At 45.3% G+C, this 16,818-nt stretch carries 11 protein-coding genes; 3 read left to right on the top strand and 8 right to left on the bottom strand.

The window, feature by feature from the left end:
• Nucleotides 1-62 precede the first annotated feature (62 nt).
• From DWY55_RS13090 to DWY55_RS13105, 4 genes are all read right to left on the bottom strand, one after another.
• Entirely contained in the window at nucleotides 63-233 is a 171-nt protein-coding gene (locus DWY55_RS13090; protein WP_005834872.1) for a DUF362 domain-containing protein, read from the bottom strand.
• A 236-nt stretch (nucleotides 234-469) separates the two neighbouring features.
• A complete protein-coding gene (locus DWY55_RS13095; protein WP_005824732.1) occupies nucleotides 470-2,431 on the bottom strand; it encodes a sensor histidine kinase in 1,962 nt (653 codons plus the stop codon).
• Nucleotides 2,428-4,299, bottom strand: a complete 1,872-nt coding sequence (locus DWY55_RS13100) for a sensor histidine kinase (protein WP_120178102.1) — start codon at nucleotides 4,297-4,299, stop codon at nucleotides 2,428-2,430. The genes DWY55_RS13095 and DWY55_RS13100 overlap by 4 nt, the downstream gene beginning before the upstream one ends.
• Nucleotides 4,300-4,442: 143 nt before the next feature.
• The gene (locus DWY55_RS13105) at nucleotides 4,443-6,257 is read right to left on the bottom strand and encodes a DNA polymerase III subunit gamma/tau (protein WP_005824735.1); all 1,815 of its coding nucleotides are present in this window, start codon (nucleotides 6,255-6,257) and stop codon (nucleotides 4,443-4,445) included.
• 142 nt (nucleotides 6,258-6,399) lie between these two features.
• Here DWY55_RS13105 and DWY55_RS13110 point away from each other — a divergent pair, with 142 nt between their 5' ends.
• Nucleotides 6,400-6,708, top strand: coding sequence for an FtsB family cell division protein (locus DWY55_RS13110; RefSeq protein WP_005824736.1), 309 nt, complete (start codon nucleotides 6,400-6,402; stop codon nucleotides 6,706-6,708).
• On the top strand, nucleotides 6,705-7,049 hold the full coding sequence (locus DWY55_RS13115; RefSeq protein WP_005824737.1) for a hypothetical protein: 345 nt from the start codon (nucleotides 6,705-6,707) through the stop codon (nucleotides 7,047-7,049). Before DWY55_RS13110 ends, DWY55_RS13115 begins: the two co-directional genes overlap by 4 nt.
• A gap of 93 nt (nucleotides 7,050-7,142) precedes the next feature.
• Here the strand turns inward: DWY55_RS13115 and DWY55_RS13120 are convergent, their stop codons facing one another.
• Genes DWY55_RS13120 through DWY55_RS13135 form a run of 4 tightly spaced genes read right to left on the bottom strand, consistent with a single transcriptional unit; the run spans nucleotide 7,143 to nucleotide 14,505 of the window.
• On the bottom strand, nucleotides 7,143-8,474 hold the full coding sequence (locus DWY55_RS13120; protein WP_005824739.1) for a DUF5125 domain-containing protein: 1,332 nt from the start codon (nucleotides 8,472-8,474) through the stop codon (nucleotides 7,143-7,145).
• Between the two features lie 27 nt (nucleotides 8,475-8,501).
• Complete coding sequence (locus tag DWY55_RS13125) at nucleotides 8,502-10,013, bottom strand: glycoside hydrolase family 30 protein (protein ID WP_117681527.1); 1,512 nt, start codon at nucleotides 10,011-10,013, stop codon at nucleotides 8,502-8,504.
• A gap of 31 nt (nucleotides 10,014-10,044) precedes the next feature.
• Nucleotides 10,045-11,571 carry a RagB/SusD family nutrient uptake outer membrane protein gene (locus tag DWY55_RS13130; protein WP_005824743.1) on the bottom strand — a complete coding sequence of 509 codons (1,527 nt, stop codon included), beginning with the start codon at nucleotides 11,569-11,571 and terminating at the stop codon, nucleotides 10,045-10,047.
• Nucleotides 11,572-11,589: 18 nt separating this feature from the next.
• Entirely contained in the window at nucleotides 11,590-14,505 is a 2,916-nt protein-coding gene (locus DWY55_RS13135) for a SusC/RagA family TonB-linked outer membrane protein (protein ID WP_369872094.1), read from the bottom strand.
• A 439-nt stretch (nucleotides 14,506-14,944) separates the two neighbouring features.
• Between DWY55_RS13135 and DWY55_RS13140 the strand changes: the two genes are divergently transcribed.
• Nucleotides 14,945-16,660: a DUF6377 domain-containing protein gene (locus DWY55_RS13140; RefSeq protein ID WP_016273937.1), complete on the top strand. Its 1,716-nt coding sequence runs from the start codon at nucleotides 14,945-14,947 to the stop codon at nucleotides 16,658-16,660.
• Nucleotides 16,661-16,818 lie beyond the last annotated feature (158 nt).

Below are 16,818 nucleotides of genomic sequence, written 5' to 3' on the forward strand. Positions count from 1 at the left end.
GGATATAAAAAAGCGCAGGCAGTTTATCTACCCACGCTTTTGTTTTTGATACTGGGATTGTATTATTCTCCCGGATGAATTGCTTCAGAAGGACAAACATCTGCACAAGTACCACACTCTGTGCAAGTCTCAGGGTCGATATGATAGATATCACCTTCAGAGATAGCGCCAACCGGACACTCGTCGATACAAGTTCCGCAAGCAATACAATCGTCACTAATTACGTAAGCCATTTTCTTTTAGATTTAAATTATTATTAGTACTAATTCGTTTGGCAAAAATAGTGGTTTTCTTTATTACTTGCTATCAATCTTGATTAAAAACGTATAATTTGTATGTCGTCTAAATAAGGAGTCGAGAAAGCGACACAGCATACCGCAGAGACTGAAAAATGTTCGTTTTTGAATTTCGTAAACGAATTGCTCTGATACTATTGGCTTTAGCTGGAGCTTAAGCCGATTTTCAACTTTTAAGAAAGAGTCGGATAGGTAAAAGTAATCACTGCGATTTCTCCTTCTTCGACATTCTCGGTTTGATAGGTACCTTTGAAATGTTCAAAGAACAACTGGTTGATTTTCTGTTGCACTGATACTTTTTGAGAGGCAAACCTGGAATCGGCTATAGGACTGTTCTCTATCCGGCATGCGATGATGTGTTTGTCCGGATGGTTGACCAAGAACATGCTGACTTTGCGCGTTTCTTTGCAGTCGTTCGGATAAAGCAGCATACTTGTCACTATTTGTGTAAGGCGGTTGACGTCGGTATGGATACGCACATCTCCCACCTCTACTTGTAGTTCCAGGAGGATACGGCCTTCACTACGCATTTGTATTAGACAACCTAGTTCGTTGCACCATTCTTTTACATTACAATCCTGCAATTGAAATTTCATCATATTCGCTTCCAGGCGTGAGAGGTCCAATACGTCGTTTACCAGTTGGATAAGCTCACCCGAATTGGTCTGGATAATACCGGAATACTCTTTTCGCTCTTCTTCATCCAGTTCGTTGTCGGTGGAAAGCAGTTGGGAGAAACCGACTACATTGTTCAGTGGAATACGGATATTATAACTCATATTGGCAAGGAAACGGCTTTTTACTTCGTTGGCTTCTTCGGCAATAATTGCCAATTTACGCATTTCCTTCTCATCTTGTTGCAGCCGCTTCCTGCTTCTATACATATGTAGGTTGAAAAGTAACAAGGCTATAATGATGATAATGGAAGTGACCAGACAGATACGGTGAAAAGTGGCTTGCCGCTGTTCTTTCTGGAAAAGCAGTTGGTCCATATTATATAGGCTTTGTATCTGTTCTATCTGTGAGGTGGAGAATACTGTATATAACGAATCTCTTGCCTTGGTTATTTGTTTATAGATAGGAAGTGCGTCGTCCGGAAACCCCATCTTTACTAGTATATCCGCTTTCTGAAGTCCATAAATCATGGCATTATCCAGTGAAATAGGGGTTACAAGTTCAATGGCGTCTTCTAAATAAACCAAAGCTTTGTCGTATTCTTTTGTCAGTTGGTAATATTCGGCATATGCTGCCAAACGTATCAACCGATAAGGAAGAAATGAAGATGTACTGAGATGCCGCTCTGCTTTCTGCAAATATTCCCATGCTTCCGCAGGACGTTGAAGGCGGGTATAGTAAAGGGCGTATTGTAAATCTATGAGCAGATACAAATTGGTATAGCCGTTTGTCAGTACGGTGGTGCCTTCTTCCTGCAATCTGTTTTTTGCATTGTTGAGTTCCTCCAGATACCGGAACATGTTGTCATTGTCATGCAGATATGAGTAAGCCAGTACCGCTTTTGTCAATAAATCAATCTGAGTGGCAAGGGAGGAATCCGGACTTGTCAGTTCAAAAGCCTTGTTTAGGTAGGTGATTCCTTCTTTGTAACGTAAGGTATTGAAATATCCAGTCATCAGGCATAGGCATGCTTCGCGCATACCGTCATGGTTGCCAAGACTTTGAGCCTTGTCGTACATGTCTTGTGCTTGTTTGAGGGCTAATTCAATCTTCTGGCTGATGACATAGAATTCTATCATCATCTTTTTGCCTCTGAAGTAATGACGGTAGTAGTTGTGCTCTTCAGACAACTGTTCGAGCCTCTTCAGCCATTGTTCTGCATGTTTTTGGTCCAGTAGGTTGTAGTAATAAATAATGTGCGCATATATGGCCGCACTCTGGTAAGGTATATTTTTCTGGGCGATGGCCTCTTCCAGTAATTTGTTCTCGTAATAGATGAATGTCGGTGACAGTTGGTCAAGCAGTGCTATCTGATATAGGGTTTCCAATCTGGTGGTATCGGCTGGGGAGGCAAGATATATACGTAGCAGGCTATCCTTGGCTTCTGTCCGTCGCACATCTGCGTGTGCGGACGGTAACAGCCAGCATAAGGCAATGAGCAATGTAAATATCTGTTTCATTTCTTATTCTCCTTTCTGCCTGTCTGGCTTATGGGGTGGGTGAAGCAGAAGCGTGAGCCTTCGGCATACTCTGAATCAATCCATATTTGTCCGCCGATATGCTCTATGATAAGTTGGCATATGGAGAGCCCCAACCCACTGCCTTGAGCATTCTCATTCAGCTTTTCAAAACGTTGGAAAATGTTGGCTTGCTTGTCTTTGGGAATGCCGCAACCGGTATCTGTTACGGTGAATAGTACGGTGTCGTCCGTTTCTTTTTCCAGCTTTAGGACAATGCTGCCTTGTGGGGTAAATTTGGTAGCATTTATCAGTAGGTTAATCAGGACTTGCTGCAGGCGTGAGTCGTCAGTCTCGATGGGCATTTCTTCCAGCTCGGTGGTGAATGTAAGTTCAGCTTGTGTCTGTTTCACTTTGTTCACGGTATCTATCACGTTTCTGCAGATGCTTACGGCATCATGTTGTGCAATACAGAATTGCAGTTTGCCGAATTCAAGACTCGATAGATCTATCACGTCGTTAATAAGCTTCAGCAATAGTTCTGAGTTCTGTTGGATAACTTCATTGCACTGACGGCGTGTCTCATCGTCCAGTCCCTCTTCCGTCAATAGGGATGAAAAGCCCGATAATGCATTGAGTGGGGTACGGATTTCATGGCTCATGTTCGAGAGGAACACGCTTTTTGCACGCATGGCATTTTCGGCATTTATCCGTGATGTTGCCAGTTTTTGGGTGGAGAGTTTCACCTTTTCCCGTTGCCTTTTGAGTAGGATGGCAAGTAGAACAAATAACGTTACTAATGCCATCGTTCCTACCAATATGCTGGTTATGATTTTATTGTATTCGTTATTGCTGGCCGTCTCTGCCTTATCTACCTGGTATTTTGCCTTTATCGTATTGATTTGCCGGATATAGCTTTGTGAAGCGAGTGTATCTATAGGAGGATACAATTCCTGGTAGATTCGGCAGGCTTCCATGGCCATGCCTTGTATTTTACAGAGATAGATTTTTTCCAGCGAAGTCCAGCGGTAATACGTGGAGCGCTTATTACCGGAGTATTCTGCTTGCAATTTGGAGTAGATGTCCAGAGCTTGTTTCCAGTATTGTTTGTCCCAATTTCCCATGGCTCTATAGTAGGCGGCAGTGGTATAATCCAAGTGAAACCGATAGAACTTCTCTGGGTGCAGTTGGTAAATGGAGTCCATTTTGTGGAGCCAGATGTTTGCTTCATCAAGATAGTCTTGTGAGAGGTGTCCATGGGAAATGGCAAAATTCGTCTTTTCGATGCAGAAAAAGAAGTCTGTCGGGTAGTCAGGCTCCTGATATAATATTTTCTCCAGCTCTTCCAGGATTTTTTCCGCTTCTTCCAGACGTCCTTTCCGTTGCAGAACGTTGGACATTTTTAAAAGAAGCTGTGCCCTATATGGATTCTGGTCTGAAATGTTGGATAGTTCAGTCAAAGCATCCTGGTATGATTCCAGGGCTTTATCCCCCATGTTGGCTATTGTATTATAGGCGTCTCCGATGGCTTGGTTGGCCACTACCATACCAAATTGGTAGTCTGTTGCTTTAGCTTCTTCGTACATAAGTTGTGCCCGGTTCGTCGCTAAGCTGATATCGCCGCGCAATGTATAGGCATTGGCCAATTGAAGTTGTAATAGAAAATACGTTGTTCTATCTTCATTTGATTGTTGGGTGGGAAGAAGTTGCTCGCTCCACGCAATGACACTGTCTATGGATATGGAGTCATCATAGAGAACTTGTCTTTTGACCAATGATTGCAGAATACTCTGCTTTTCTTGATTGGCTATTGTATGTGCTGATAAGACAGAAGTATACAGTATCTGCCCCAATAGCATCCATATAATCATTTTTGTTCTCAAATGTTTGTTTGCCTCTTTTGTTTATTATTGGCAAAAATAAATATAAATGAATAAATAAAAAATTAAATAGATGCTTTTTTTATCCTTTATACTCAATTTGTTAGCAACTTTATGCAGGCGATTGGAAGGGATTAATACAGTTCCAAACCAAACTCTTCTTTTAGTTGTAATAGGGCACTGTTCTTTTGTGCCATCATCTGGAATTTTTCAACGCGTCCGTAGGCACGTACCTTTTCAGTAGGAGCACTAATCCGGACAGTCATGGTGACTTTGCGGTTCTTTAGCCGGGTACGTAGGTAATTTTGCAGAGTGGGTATCATGCCGGTAAATTCCTTGGCAACGATTTCATTGTCTACCACAGCCTCAAAAGTTGTGTCATTTATTAAAGTGATGCGCATGTTCTGCATGCGCTTGGCTATGGCTACTTGCTCCTTGGGCATACGTCCGGCATACTCCTGCCAGTAATAGTTCAAATCCCTTTCATTGAAGATGTAGTCTTCTTCCGGTTGTGCTGCTTGGTGGGCGGCAGTAGGGTTAGATGAAGGGTTTCTTTGTTCCTCTTCTATATGGGGGCGTTTGATGGAGACCCCTAATCCGGACATTTTCATGACCGGAATTTTTTTCTCTTCTCTCCCTTGCGCCATTAATACGGCAGCAGGTGTGGCATGTGGAGTTGTTGCATTACTATGCTGCGTGGCAGCAGGTTGGGGAGTGCTGTTTGTCTGTACTGCCGGCTGTACGGTTTGTTGGGGCATGGCAGCAGTGGCCTGTGGCTGCTGAGCGGCGGCAGGCTGCGTGAATATGGGTTTTATAGCTTGTTTAGGGCTGCGCCCATTGGCACCGTCGTCCTCCTCGGCGGTCAGTTGTGCCACTTGTATCAGAGTGAGCTCTACCAGTAGCCGTTTGTTTTTACTGGCACGGTAGTTCAGGTCACAATCGTTGCAGAGCTTCATGGCACGGTAAAGAAAAGGGAGGGGGCATTGCTGTGCTTGTGCTTGGTAACGTTCGCGGATGCTTGCGCCCACTTCAAGCAACGGCAGTGTCGCCGGGTCTTTGCTGACAAGCAAGTCGCGCAGGTGGGATGAAAGTCCGGTGATGAAGTGGCTGCCGTCGAAGCCTTTGTTGAGCACATCATTCAGTAATAGCAACGCGTCACTGATTTTGTTCTCAAGAAAGAATCCGGTTAGTTTGAAGTAGTATTCATAGTCCAGCACATTGAGGTTTTCAATCACGCTCTTATAGGTGATGTGTCCTCCGGTGAAGCTTACCACCTGGTCGAAGATGGATAGTGCGTCGCGCATACCGCCGTCTGCTTTGAGGGCAATGACATTCAACGCTTCCGGTTCAGCAGTGATACCTTCTTTGGAGGCGACATATGCGAGGTGTGCTACGGTATCTTCCACACCAATCCGGCTGAAATCATATATTTGGCAGCGTGAAAGGATGGTGGGCAATATCTTGTGCTTCTCGGTAGTGGCAAGGATGAATATGGCATGGCGTGGAGGCTCTTCCAGTGTTTTCAGGAAAGCATTGAAAGCCGAGGCGGACAGCATATGTACCTCATCAATGATATATACTTTGTATTTGCCTATCTGAGGTGGAATGCGTACCTGCTCCACCAATTGGCGGATGTCATCCACAGAGTTGTTTGAGGCGGCATCCAGCTCATGGATATTGTAGGAGCGCTGCTCATTGAAGGCAGTACAGGATTCACATTGGTTGCATGCCTCGCCGTCTGCTGTGGGGCTCATGCAGTTGATTGTTTTAGCAAAGATACGGGCACAAGTTGTTTTTCCCACGCCTCTTGGACCGCAAAAAAGATAGGCATGCGCCAGTTTTCCGGTGGCAATGGCATTCTTCAAGGTAGTGGTCAGTGCACGTTGGCCTACTACGGACTCAAAGGTCGAGGGACGATATTTCCGTGCAGATACGATATAGTTTTCCATATTTGGGATATTCTTTGCTTTTTGTGCAAATGTACACAAAAAAAAGAAATCTTTCGGTTATTCCTCTTATCTTTGTGACGTGAAGTTATATGATGGACAAGCTCCATCATGAATGATAAATTGCTAAATAGTAGATAACGAGATGGATAAACTTGCTTCTCTTTGGTCTTTTGTCCGCAAGCATAAATATCTGATTACGCTTGCGTTGTTTGCTGTAATTATCGGGTTCCTGGATGAGAACAGTGTTGTACGCCGTTTGGGTTACGCCCGGGAAGAAAGCCGTCTGCGCGATGAAATAGAAAAGTACCGCAAGGAATACGAGGAGAATACCGAACGGCTCAATGAGCTTGCCGTCGACTCCGGTGCCATCGAACGGATTGCCCGTGAGAAGTATCTGATGAAAAAGCCCAATGAGGATATTTATGTATTTGAAGAAGATATAGAAGAATGAAACAACTGATACCCGCCCTTTTCGCAGTAGGGGCCGTGATGCTCTTGGCAGGAGCTGCCGTTTATATCACGGGCTGGCCTCTTTCACCTTATATATATACTATCGGCGCTACGATGGTTGCTTTGGCCCAAATTAATTCTCCGTCCAAATGTAAAAGTCCCACTGTCAAACGCCTGCGCCGACAGCAAATATTCGGTGCGCTTTTGCTGGTGCTTACGGGGGCATTCATGCTCTTTACAAGGGGCAATGAATGGATTGTGTCTCTGACGATAGCCGCCATTCTTGAGCTTTACACTTCGGTACGTATTCCACAAGAGGAGGCGAAAGAAGGTTTAAGCTAAATCCGGAACATATATTCTGCATAAACAAGAGGGGCTGAACTCTTTTATAGAGCCAGCCCCTTTCTCATTTAGTTAATCTTCTGCGTTATCCGTCTATCTTTCTACCTTTTCTACTGTCAGAACTGCCGAAGAGACACCTGCCGTTACGTCAACTGTGAACCGGTAAGCGACACCGTTTTCCAGGCTTTTGCCTTCTACGAGGCCCAAGTTGCCGGCATCACGTCCGTTGGTACTGTCACCTATAAATACTAAGTCACTGGTGGTAGACAAGGCATCGTTTTTATATTCACCTCCCCAACCTTGCTGGTGGAAGAACTTGAAGTTGATGTCATCAGATTTGATTTGCTCTCCCGCTACTACTGTTACCTGATACTTCTTCGCTTCAATCTGTGACATGCAGAGACCTTTTTCTGTAGTCCAACCTACGGCATTGGTCGCTACGGAAGGTTTACCGATACCGTCACCGATAATCCAAAGGGCGCCGGTTCCGTCATCGTTCAGAGTGGCGGTGCTTGTTCCGTTCATTTTCAATACTTCCAGATAATTCAGGGCCAGGTTGGCAATGACGCGATAAGTTCCATCGATGGGCAGGAACTTCAGCGAACCGTCTTCATTCTTTTCGAAGAAGTCGGGGTCTATCCAATATTGGTCGAAGTTGGGAATGTCTGCAGTGATGTTGTCCCCTTGCTTCAGATTGAGGTCGATGCTGTAATGGTCATCATCCACCATCTCCATTTCAGAACCGTTCAGCAGTAGTTTCACGAAAGGAGCGGCTGCATAAGTCAACGTATTGAAGGAGATGGAATATTCTCCAGCTGACAGATTGGAGAAGGTAATTTCACTGGAGGTACCTTGTGTAATGGCACCGTTGCTCCATCCGAAGTTGATTTCATTCCCGTTGGCGCCTACTTTAGGAGCTTTGATGTAACCTTTCACTTTTTGTGCAAATTCACCGGTCACGCTATACTGATTGGCTGCGACTTTTTCCATGCGGTATTCTTGGTCTCCGGAAATCAGAGTTAGGTAGGGGAAGTCCGGACGACTCAGCGCCACGTCATAGCTTTTTTCTGTAATTGTGAAATTGATGTTCTGCAGAATGAACTTCAATGTAGCTGTTCCGTTGGGAATATTTGCCAGATAGGGAACATATATTTTCCCGGTATAGTCTTGACCGTTTACTTTTGTACGGATTATAGTCTCTGACACCATTTCGTCGCTGAAGTATAACCGCGCTTTTAACGTGGAAAGGGGTACATCTGCGTCCGATGCCTTGATTGTAAAAGGCAGACTGTCTCCGAACAAGGCTGAAGAAGGTTCTGCCTGAAAGTCCATTGTCGGGTTGCCGGGAACCGGATCGTCATCGCTGCAAGCATTCAGCATGGCTATGCCTGCCAATGCCATTAGATAGTATTTTAAGCTTTTCATTATAATCTTCTGTTTAAATTATTAGTTTTATTTTTTCCAACGGTAAGAAACGACTGCTTTGGCCGGAACTTCGTAGGAAAAGTAGTGTGTGCCGTCGCTTACGGTGATTCGCTTGGCATCTGCATTGTTGTTTGCCAATACGAATGCATAGGTACCGTCCGTATTCTCGAAGGCGGAGTAGGTGATTCCGTTGGCTGTGTAACCGGTCGTTCCGATACGTACAGCTCCCGGTTTCACGACTGAAGACATGTGCCCGATAAGGTAATAATGGGAATTACGGACAATTTTAGAATAGTTTGTATTGTCAATATCCACTGCACCGTAGCAGGTCTTGCAAGAACCATCTGAGGGGCTTACCGGTCCCAGGTCACTGTCTAACATCAGATTCCACACAATGGTGCCGCGGCACCAGTTGTTGGCTGTTCCCAATGCTATTTCTTCCATATCGTTAAGCAGGCGTGCTTCCAAATCGCGACCGGAGTTCCAAGTACCGATGGAGGTTTCCGTAAAAAGCAGTTCCTTGTTGGGATAGAGTTTGTGGATATTCAGCAACTCAGAACGGTTACCGCCATAATTATGGTAGGCAGCGCCCGCAATGTATTGTGAGGCTTCCGCATCATCATAAATCTTGGTAGGGTAACTTTTTTGGTCGGCCAGATTGTCGTAGTTGTAGTTATGGTCGAAAACATAAATCTTTGTAGTAACTCCGGCTTCTTTGAAGGCAGGGCCCAGGCCGGTCTTGATGAAGTCACGGGCTTCTTCCCATCCCATGAACAAGGATGCTGAGTTACCGTGGTTCAGCGGTTCGTTCTGCGGAGTCACAGCGTGGATTTTGATGCCTTCCTTTTCGAAAGCTTGTATCCATTTTACGAAATAGTCGCCATACGTTCTGTAATATTCGGAGTTCAAGTGTCCGCTGGTCCATGAGTCAAAGGGTACACGTTCCTCCAGGCTTTTCACTTTCATCCACTTCGGACATGTCCAGGGAGCGGCAATTATTTTGACGGCAGGATTGATTGCCAGAATTTCCTTCAATATAGGAATCACATATTTGGTGTCTTCCATCGGAAGGGCAAAGTGCTCAAGCCCCTTTTCGTCACAGCAAGTGAATTCACTGAATGAGAAGTCGGAACAACCGATGGCAATACGTACATAGCTGAAGCCATAGCCTTCTTTGTCCGAGAATGTTTCAGTCAGAAACTTCGTGCGGTTCTCTTGTGTCATCTGCATCAGGTTGTAACCGGTAGAGCCGGTGATGGCTGCACCGAAACCGTCCATTTCCTGATAGCGGGTGGCAGGGTCAAGTGTCACGGTAGAAGGTGACATGTTGCTTCCGGTGCCGAAGGCCAGCCCGGACTTTGTCAAATCATAAGTACGACTGGTGTTCGTTACATAGAGGGTAACATCCTTTGCCTCTTCCGTGGGTTGGTCTGGCTTGGGTTCCGGTGTAGGGGTGATGTTACTGTCATTGTCATTGCCGCAGGCTGCCAGTATGGTGAAGCAGCCTAATGCGGTAGTGAATATATTTCTTAAATTCATATTCAATTGATTTTTATATTACTCATTAGTATTAATAGCCCGGGTTCTGTATCAGATTTTCGTTCTGGTCGATGGCTCCTTGGGGAATAGCCAGCAGATAGGAGTTCTCATTGAACAGATTTTCTTGTGCATGGCGGCCGCTGTCTTTGGCGTAAACGGCGTTCATCACTTCTTCTACCTTATTGAGGCGGCAAAGGTCGTACCAGCGCTGTCCTTCAAAGGCAAGCTCCATGCGGCGTTCGTCCATATAAGCTTGGAGCAATGCTTCTTTACTGCTGCGGGTGCTTTGTGGAAGTTTGCCCAGTCCGGCGCGGTTGCGGATGCGGTCGATGATGTCGGCTGCACCGTTCAGGTCGGGAGTCTCTCCCATAATTTTTGCTTCGGCTTTGAGGAGCAGGATGTCGGCATATCGCAGATAGATAATGCTGTTGAACGCAGAGCGGCATTTGTACATGAAGGCATAATGGTCTGCCGGATAATAGTTGCTCCATCCGCAGTCATACCATACAACAGATTCATTGTAACGTTTCGTGTCTCCTTGCTCTTCATAGAGGCGGATAAGGTCACGGGAAGGGGTAATCCATTTGGCCCAGGTGAAACTTTCATCCCAGTTGCTCAAGTTGCGGCCGAACATCCAAGTACACCAGTTGCCGGAGCCGGGAGGAAAGTGGGCTTCGAGAATTGCCTCCTTGGTATTGCGCACCCGGCAGTCTTTTTTTTCCGTATCATACGCCCAAAGGTCACTGAAGTCTTCCACGAGGTCGAAGCCGTCGGCAGCAAGTTCATCGGCATATTTGATAACCTTTGCATAATCGCGCAGAGGTTTTTCTGCATAGACCTTGGCAAGCATGGCACGTGCCACCGATTTGGTAAGTATGCTCTTGTCTGATGTGTCGTTTGTCGGTGTGTTGGGGTTTTCCACTGCTTCAGTCAGGTCTTTCTCTATTTGGGCGTAAGCCTCTTCAGCCGTATTCTGTGGAGGAAAATAGGTCGGGTACATTTCTTCTACGTTGTCTTCGGTAATGTCACCGCCCACGGTAGTGATGACCGGGAAGTTACCCCATAAGCGTACCATATCGAACATGACCATGGCACGGAATATCTTGGCTTGTGACTGATACTTGCCGCGTTCACTTTCACTGAGTGCCTTGAGCTGGTCACAGCCCACGATGATGCGGTTGGCAACGGCAATGTCGCCTAAGAAACGGTCCCAGTCACGTTTTAGTACAGAATTAGAGCCTTCAATGGAGTTGGTTTCGTAAGGCACCACTTCGGCCCCCGTTGTTCCGGCGTAGGCATTATCGGAATGAGCGTCACCGATAAGCAGTTTGTCGACATACCAGTGCTCCTGCTGGTCACGAAATTTTTTGTGAAGGGTTACCATTGAAGTTTCCACGTCTTGCACACTGTTGAAAATAGGCTTTTCATCAGTTTTGTTCACTCCTTCCGTTACATCCGAGTAGGTGTCTACCGGATTATAGTCCAAGTCACATGAGGTTGCGGTCATTGCCAACAATACACCGCAAGCTATACTTTTATATATATGGTTTAGTTTCATAAGTTATTTCTTCCTTTTTTAGAATTCAACATTGATACCGAAAACGAATGATTTGCTCTGCGGGTAAGTTCCATAGTCGATGCCCTGTACAGAACCGCTGTTGCCATATTGGTTCACTTCAGGATCCATACCTGAATAGCTGGTCCAGGTCAGCAAATTGCTGGCGGTAAAATAAGGCTGTACGCGGCTGATACCCCATTTCTTGAACTGGCGGCAACGGATGTTGTAAGAGAGTGAAATGTCTTTGACACGCAGGTAGCTGCCGTCTTCTACAAAGTAAGTGGAGTTCTTGATGTTGAAGTTGGCTTTCGGGACATTCGTAATCTGTCCGGGAATTCTCCAGCGTTTCAATACTTCCGTTGACTGGTTTTTACCGTCATACATACCTTCGGTTTCCATACGGGACACATTGAAGATGTCGTTTCCGTAGCTTCCTTGGATGAAGATGCTCAGGCTGAGGTCTTTCCATGTAAAGGTGTTTGTCAATCCGTAGATGAAGTCGGGATTCGGGTCGCCGATATAGGTACGGTCAGAAGTGGAAATCTTGCCGTCTTCGTTAAGGTCGCGATAAATCAGGTTACCGGTTTCGGGGTCTACACCGTCGCTGATGTAGCCGTAGAAACCACCCAAAGGACGTCCGGGCTCATTGCGTACGATATTTTCTTTCACCACCTCGGCGCTGCTTGCTGCTGTATAGATTTTCTGCAATGACAGCTTGGTCAGCTTGTTCTTATTGAAAGAAATGTTGAAGTCTGTATCCCAAGAAAACTCGCCGGTCAGGTTATGGGAGTTGATGGCGAACTCGAATCCCTTGTTGGTCATCTCGCCTTCGTTACGGGTGATGCTGGTGGTTGCTGCCGCACCAGCAGGCAGACTTACATTCATCAACATGTCTGTAGTTTTCTTGTAATAGTAGTCCATGCTGAAGGTCAGTCTGTTGTTCAGTACAGTCAGGTCAAGACCGATGTTCGTCTGGTTGGTAGTTTCCCATTTCAGGTCACTTGTTCTCAGGTTGGCCTGGCTGATACCGGGAACTGCATGGTCGTTACCTTCTTCAAACCAGGGTATGCGGTTGATGTTGTAACGTTGCAGATACGAGTAATCGCCTATACCGCTTTGGTTACCGGTCTGTCCCCAGCCACCGCGGAGCTTCAAGTCATCAATCCAAGCGATGTCTTTCATGAACTTTTCCGACGAAATGCGCCATGCAGCCGAGAAGGAGGGGAAAATACCCCAGCGATGGTCGGGATGCAGCTTGGATGAACCGTCGGCACGCATGTTCATGGTAAGCATGTACTTGCTGTCATAGTTGTAGGACACACGGGCGAAATAGGAAGAGATGGCCCACTGTGAAGCTCCTGTTCCGGTACCGTCCCATGAAATTTTATTGGCAGCGTTCAGGGTCTGTATTTTATCGTCCCGGAAATGTGAGCCGTTTATCCAGCTGTTGGTATAGTCCGATTTGGTATAGGAAGAACCTGCCATTACGTCGATGCCGTGCTTCTTGATATTGGTATTGTAAGTCAATATATTATCGAAAACCAACACGGTATTCATATTCCGGTTGTCAGAGGCTGTACCGAAGCTGTTGCGTCCGTCGGTGGTCGATATTGGATCGAGGAATGTGGTGCTTACACCGTTACGGCGGTCCAGGGCTACGGATGATTTCAACTTCAGGTTGGGCAGAAAGCTGATGGTAGCGGCTCCGGATGCGATGAGGCGGTTCTCCTTGTTCTTGTTGTTTTTCTGGCGGGCCAGGTTTTCCATCGGGTTCATGATATTTACCCCGTAGAAGTTCTTATTGTATTGATTCGGCTTTTCAGGGTCCCAAATAGGAGCATAGGTCGGTGTGTTGATAACCGAGAGGACTACACCGCCACGGTTGGCACCCGTACCGGAAATGATGCCGGTGTTTCCGATATTGTCGGAGTAGGAGATATTGGCACTTACATTCAGCCAGCTGCGTATTTGGTTGTCGATATTGGCGCGGAAGCTATACCGCTTGAAGTATGTTCCTTCCAAAATACCTTTTTCATCCAGATAACCGGCAGAGAGGAAGTATTTCATCTTTTCATTTCCGTTTGATACGGACACTTGGTAATTCTGGGTTTGTCCGGTCTTGTAAACCTCGTCAAACCAGTCTGTCTGGTCGGTCAGCCCTTCAAGAGCAGTTGGATTTACAGCCCCGATTTCTTCTTGCAATTCGCGGTACTGTTCTGTATTCAGTGCTTCCATGCTCTTGCCTACTTTTGTCATGCCATATTGTACGTTCAATGCTACTTTGGCGTTGCCTGCCGAGCCGCTCTTGGTAGTAATCAATACCACACCGTTGGCTGCGCGCGAACCGTAGATGGCTGCTGATGAGGCATCCTTCAGAATAGAGAGGTTTTCAATGTCGTTGGGAGAGAGAAAGTTAATGTTATCCACGGGTACACCATCCACTACGTAGAGCGGGTCGTTGCTACCGTTGAACGAGGTAGTACCACGTACGCGGATACTCATACCTCCGCCCGGTTCGCCGCTGGGTTGCATAACCGACACACCGGCTGCTTTACCTTGTAGGGCTTGGGCTGCCGATACAATGGGGCGTTGGTCCAAATCCTTTGTAGAAACCGTAGATACGGCAGTGGTTACGTCTTTACGCTTCACACTTCCATAACCGATAACTACCACTTCGTCCAGCAGTTCGTTGTCTTCCTGCAATGTGATATTCATGTTGGTGGCTGCTTTTACCTCTATCGTTTTGTAGCCGATGAAGGATATTACCAGTGTGGCATTCTGTCCTACACTCAGGGAAAACTCCCCATCCAGATTGGTAACAACACCGTTGGTTGTTCCCTTTTCCAATACAGATGCACCAATGACCTCCAGGCCTGCGGCATCTACTACTTTACCCGTAGCTGTCAATCGTTGGGCAAATGCATTTGTTGACATTAGCAGTACGAGTAATGTCAGAAGGAGCTTGTAACTCCGCGTAAGAAGATTTCTTGTAATCATTCTCATAGTACTTTAATTAAAAGATTTAATTTATTTTAGAAAAGTATGTTCTAATAGAGATTGGATGTTTTCCATAGTACACTTTTCTTTCTCTGTTGCAAAGATAGTGGACAACCTTATTCGTCCGATAGGCGGGTAATGTGTAGAAGTAAGTCGGAGTAAAATGTAAATGTCATATATATAGCGAGTTATATTCTTGCTGATTGCTGTATAAAGTAAAGGTCAGCTACTATGGAAGGAGGTCTGTATATGCTGTTTTATCGCTGTAAATGGTCGAAATACCTCTTAACTTTCATGTACTTTTTAGGGTAGAAGTAGCTTATGTTTAGATAGATTAATTTATCTTTGTGCTCTCAGCTTTATATAAATAATAGAAATGAAAAGAAAAATCATAGCTTTACTATTTTTACTGATGGGGTGTACCTTTCTGAATGCGGCACCTTACAGTGAAAAGATAAAAGAACTGCTGGTGCGCCTTGACTCTCTGATTGCGCAAAAAAACACGTTTGCTATGCTTAAAGAGGCGAAGATTGCCCAGTTGCACAAGCTGCAAAAGGATGTGCGTACTTTGGAAGAGAGATATTGGCTGAATAAAAATCTTTATGATGAGTATTGCGTCTATAACGCCGATTCTGCAATGAATTATGTGGTAGACAATTTGGATATAGTTTATAAGCAGAATGATAAATACCGGCAGATGGAGTGGAAGATAAAAAAGTCTTTTCTGTTGGCTGCCACCGGTTTGTTGAAAGAAGCTCAGGATGAATTGCGCGGAGTTTCAGGCGGTTCGCTCCCCAAAGAATTGTTAGTGGACTATTACGGGCAAATGCTGTACCTGTATTCGCATTTCAATCAGTATACCGGTAGTGAAATGGGTACTTTGCATGAACATTATGCACAGTTGGAGCGTGTTTACAAGGACTCTTTGAATATGGTTCTTACCCCTGAAGACCCCTTGTTCTTGTGGTATAAAGGGCAGGTAGTACAAGGTACGGACAGTATGTATGTTTTTAAGGAACGTTTGCAGAAGGGAATTCTTAATTCTGCATTCGACACTCGGCGCGATGCCATGAATGCTTACGTGCTGGCCTGTTTTTATCGCGAGTCCGATGAGCAGGAAAATTATCTGACTTACCTGATATATTCTGCTATGGCCGATGTACGTATCTCCAATAAAGATATTGCTTCGTTGGAAGAGCTGGCGGGGGTACTTTTTAGTTTGGGTGATATTGACCATGCCTATGTCTACATGAGTTACTGCTTACAGAATGCCTTGGCATATCGGAACCGGGTGAGGGTAGTGGGCATCTCTGCGGTGCAGGACACCATTCATCAGATCTATCAAGAACGTAATCAGAGGCAAGAAGCGCGGTTACGTATGTATTTGGTACTGGTCAGTGTCTTGTCCTTGATATCCTTGTTTGCCTTCCTGTATATATATAAGCAGATGAAGCGATTGAAGCAGTCGCGCCAACAGCTGAATGAGGCAAACAACCGCCTGAATAAGCATGTGGAAGAACTTTCGAAAATGCACGGACAAGTGGCAGAAACGAATGTGCAGCTGACTTCTTTGAATGAACAGTTGAGAGATACCAATAATCAGCTTCGTGAATCCAACTATGTGAAGGAGGAATACATAGGTTATGTCTTTTCCATTTGTTCCAATTATATCAGCAAGCTGGATGAGTATCGGAAAAATATCAATCGTAAGCTTAAGGCAAATCAGTTGGAGGATGTGAAAGCATTAACCGATACTCATTCTATGGCACAGAATGAGTTGAAAGAGTTCTATCATAACTTTGATGCTATCTTCTTGCACATTTATCCGGATTTTGTAAGTGACTTCAATGCCTTGCTCCATCCTGACGAGCAGATTGTGCTAAAAGATGGTGAGTTACTGAATACGGAATTGCGCATTTATGCTTTGGTGCGTTTAGGTATCACTGATAGTGTGAAGATTGCCGAATTCTTGCATTATTCACCTCAGACCGTTTATAATAATCGTTTGAAAACACGTAATAAGGCTATCATTCCTCGGGAAGAGTTTGCTGCCGTTGTGCGTTCTTTGGGTAGGGCACAGAAGTGGATTTGATAAAGGCTTCTACTGATTGTCGCTGTATGATGCGTAGATGACACCTAAGAGTTAGGAAAAAAACTGCGATGTACTACCTTGTTCTTCTCTAAAAACTAATCTTTCCACAGCAATGTTCTTTTCTTACCACAGCTGTGGAAAGAAAGAAACGCGGGTGT

The sequence above is a fragment of the Bacteroides sp. AF25-38AC genome, assembly GCF_003602995.1.
GTDB classification, from domain to species: Bacteria; Bacteroidota; Bacteroidia; order Bacteroidales; family Bacteroidaceae; genus Bacteroides; species Bacteroides uniformis.

Bases quoted from the DNA above. Each gene is read 5' to 3' on its own strand.
- DWY55_RS13110 (WP_005824736.1), top strand. From the start codon at position 6,400: ATGGATAAACTTGCTTCTCTTTGGTCTTTTGTCCGCAAGCATAAATAT.
- DWY55_RS13095 (WP_005824732.1), bottom strand. From the start codon at position 2,431: ATGAAACAGATATTTACATTGCTCATTGCCTTATGCTGGCTGTTACCG.
- DWY55_RS13130 (WP_005824743.1), bottom strand. From the start codon at position 11,571: ATGAAACTAAACCATATATATAAAAGTATAGCTTGCGGTGTATTGTTG.
- DWY55_RS13100 (WP_120178102.1), bottom strand. From the start codon at position 4,299: ATGATTATATGGATGCTATTGGGGCAGATACTGTATACTTCTGTCTTA.
- DWY55_RS13090 (WP_005834872.1), bottom strand. From the start codon at position 233: ATGGCTTACGTAATTAGTGACGATTGTATTGCTTGCGGAACTTGTATC.
- DWY55_RS13120 (WP_005824739.1), bottom strand. From the start codon at position 8,474: ATGAAAAGCTTAAAATACTATCTAATGGCATTGGCAGGCATAGCCATG.
- DWY55_RS13140 (WP_016273937.1), top strand. From the start codon at position 14,945: ATGAAAAGAAAAATCATAGCTTTACTATTTTTACTGATGGGGTGTACC.
- DWY55_RS13115 (WP_005824737.1), top strand. From the start codon at position 6,705: ATGAAACAACTGATACCCGCCCTTTTCGCAGTAGGGGCCGTGATGCTC.
- DWY55_RS13135 (WP_369872094.1), bottom strand. From the start codon at position 14,505: ATGTCAACAAATGCATTTGCCCAACGATTGACAGCTACGGGTAAAGTA.
- DWY55_RS13105 (WP_005824735.1), bottom strand. From the start codon at position 6,257: ATGGAAAACTATATCGTATCTGCACGGAAATATCGTCCCTCGACCTTT.
- DWY55_RS13125 (WP_117681527.1), bottom strand. From the start codon at position 10,013: ATGAATTTAAGAAATATATTCACTACCGCATTAGGCTGCTTCACCATA.